The organism is Brasilonema sp. UFV-L1 (genome assembly GCF_012912105.1).
In the GTDB taxonomy this organism is placed as follows: domain Bacteria; phylum Cyanobacteriota; class Cyanobacteriia; order Cyanobacteriales; family Nostocaceae; genus Brasilonema.
Map to the genome: position 1 here is coordinate 1 of NZ_QMEA01000275.1, position 2342 is coordinate 2342.

At 42.9% G+C, this 2342-nt stretch carries 1 protein-coding gene; it reads left to right on the plus strand.

The window, feature by feature from the left end; all coding sequences use genetic code 11:
• Window positions 1-548: 548 nt before the first annotated feature.
• A complete protein-coding gene (locus DP117_RS34010) occupies window positions 549-2264 on the plus strand; it encodes a diflavin flavoprotein (RefSeq protein ID WP_169222555.1) in 1716 nt (571 codons plus the stop codon).
• Window positions 2265-2342 lie beyond the last annotated feature (78 nt).

Below are 2342 nucleotides of genomic sequence, written 5' to 3' on the forward strand. Positions count from 1 at the left end.
CTGTCGGGAGACACTCATCAAGTACTGGCTCTCCAACGCGCTGCCTCAGGAATTGAGCTTTTTAAGAGACAATCCAAAATATGCAAATTAAATGTGGAACAGCTTAACTCAATACGGTTCAGTTAAGAAAATTGATCTAGCGTCAACCAATGCAAGAGACGTTGCATGCAACGTCTCTACACCTGGAAATTCATATCGTTCAGCCCTAACAGCAACCGTATTGGCTGATAACTGATAACTGATAACGGTTAAACACAACGGTTGCAAAATTTATGCTTCTTGCTACAAACTAGTTAACACGAAGATAATTTTGATCACAATTTGTAAGTAAAATAATTCCCTAAATCAGCTTTTTTATGCTATAATTATCGCTTCATTGAAAAGAGCTTGAATAACAATTTTGAAGTAAAAAAAAACGCCAATATATAGCAATTTTAACTACATCTTGATTTTTTTAAAAAATAAAATTTGTGACAACTTTACAAAAATATTTATGAGCAAAATAGAGGCAGAAAAGAAGACTGATAATTTGTGCCCGGAGGCGACGAATGGTAGCGCTCGCAGAGAACGTCCAAAAACGGCTAACTGTACAAACTGTTGAAATAGCTCCTAATACAACGGCGATTCGCTGTCTTGATTGGGACCGCGATCGCTTTGATATAGAATTCGGATTACAAAACGGTACGACATACAACTCATATCTCATCAAAGGTGACAGGGTTGTTCTCGTTGACACCTCTCACACCAAGTTTCGCGACCTGTATTTAAATACGCTCAAAAGTCTTATAAACCCGAAAGCAATTGATTACATTATTGTCAGCCACACAGAGCCAGATCACAGCGGCTTAGTTGAAGATGTTCTCCAGTTAGCTCCAAGAGCAACCGTCTTAGCATCAAAAGTTGCACTTCAGTTTTTGGAAAATCTGGTACACGATCCGTTTTCTAAGCGGATTGTCAAAAGTGGCGATCGCGTAGATTTAGGTCAAGGACACGAGATAGAATTCGTAAGTGCGCCTAACTTACACTGGCCTGATACGATATTTAGCTTCGACCGCAAAACCCAAACTCTCTATACTTGCGATGCCTTTGGAATGCATTATTGCAGCGATGATACCTTTGACATCAACCTAGAAGCGATTGAACCAGACTTCAAATTTTACTACGACTGCTTGATGGGTCCCAATGCCCGTTCCTTGCTGAATGCTATGAAGAAAATGGGCGAACTTGGGAAAATTAAAATTATCGCCAACGGACACGGACCTCTACTTTACCACCATCTTGATATTCTCAGGGAATGTTACCAAGCTTGGAGTCAAAGACAAGCCAAGGCAGAAACAATAGTCGCCTTATATTATGTCTCCGATTACGGACACAGTGAGCGTCTTGCCCGAGCAATTGCTGAAGGTATCCAAAAAGCTGGGCTTGGTATCGAAATCATGGATCTCACCAGCGCTGAAATCCAAGAAATTCAAGAACTCGCGGGTCGGGCGGCTGGAATAATTATTGGTATGCCCCCAAGTGCTAATGTTGCGGCTCATGCTGGTATCAGTTCGCTTTTAGCCGTCGTCAAGAAGCAAGTCGTTGGATTATTTGAGTGCTACGGCGGGGATGATGAACCCATTGATCCACTTCGTAGAAGATTTCTCGATCTTGGTATTAAGGAAGCCTTCCCAGCAATCCGCATTAAAGAAACTCCCAGCACAGCTACTTACCAGCTGTGTGAAGAAGCAGGTATGGACTTAGGACAATTGCTTGCTCGCGAACGCAACATCAAGCAAATCAAGTCCATCGACGCAAACTTAGAAAAAGCGCTGGGTCGGATTAGCAATGGATTGTATATTATCACAGCTCAAAAGGGTGATGTCCAAGGCACAATGCTCGCTTCCTGGGTAGCTCAAGCTAGCTTGCAACCTTTAGGATTTACAGTTGCTGTTGCTCGCGATCGTGCAATAGATTCTTTAATGCAAGTGGGTGATAAGTTCGTCCTTAACGTTTTGGAAGAAGGAAATTATCAAGAATTAAAGAAACACTTCCTCAAGCGTTTGCTTCCTGGTGCAGATAGATTTGCTGGCGTCAAAACCCAAACAGCCAAAAATGGTTCTCCTATTCTCACAGACGCTCTAGCCTATATGGAATGCGAAGTTGTGAGCAGCATCGAATGCAGCGACCACTGGCTTCTATATTGTACTGTTCAAGACGGTCGAGTCTCCAAACCAGATGGACTCACAGCTGTTCGTCATCGCAAAGTAGGCACTTACTACTAAGCGAGAGTAGGAGGAGTAAGGGAGGTCGGAGAAGTATGGGGAGAAGATACTTCCCCCACTCCCTCCACTTCCCCCACT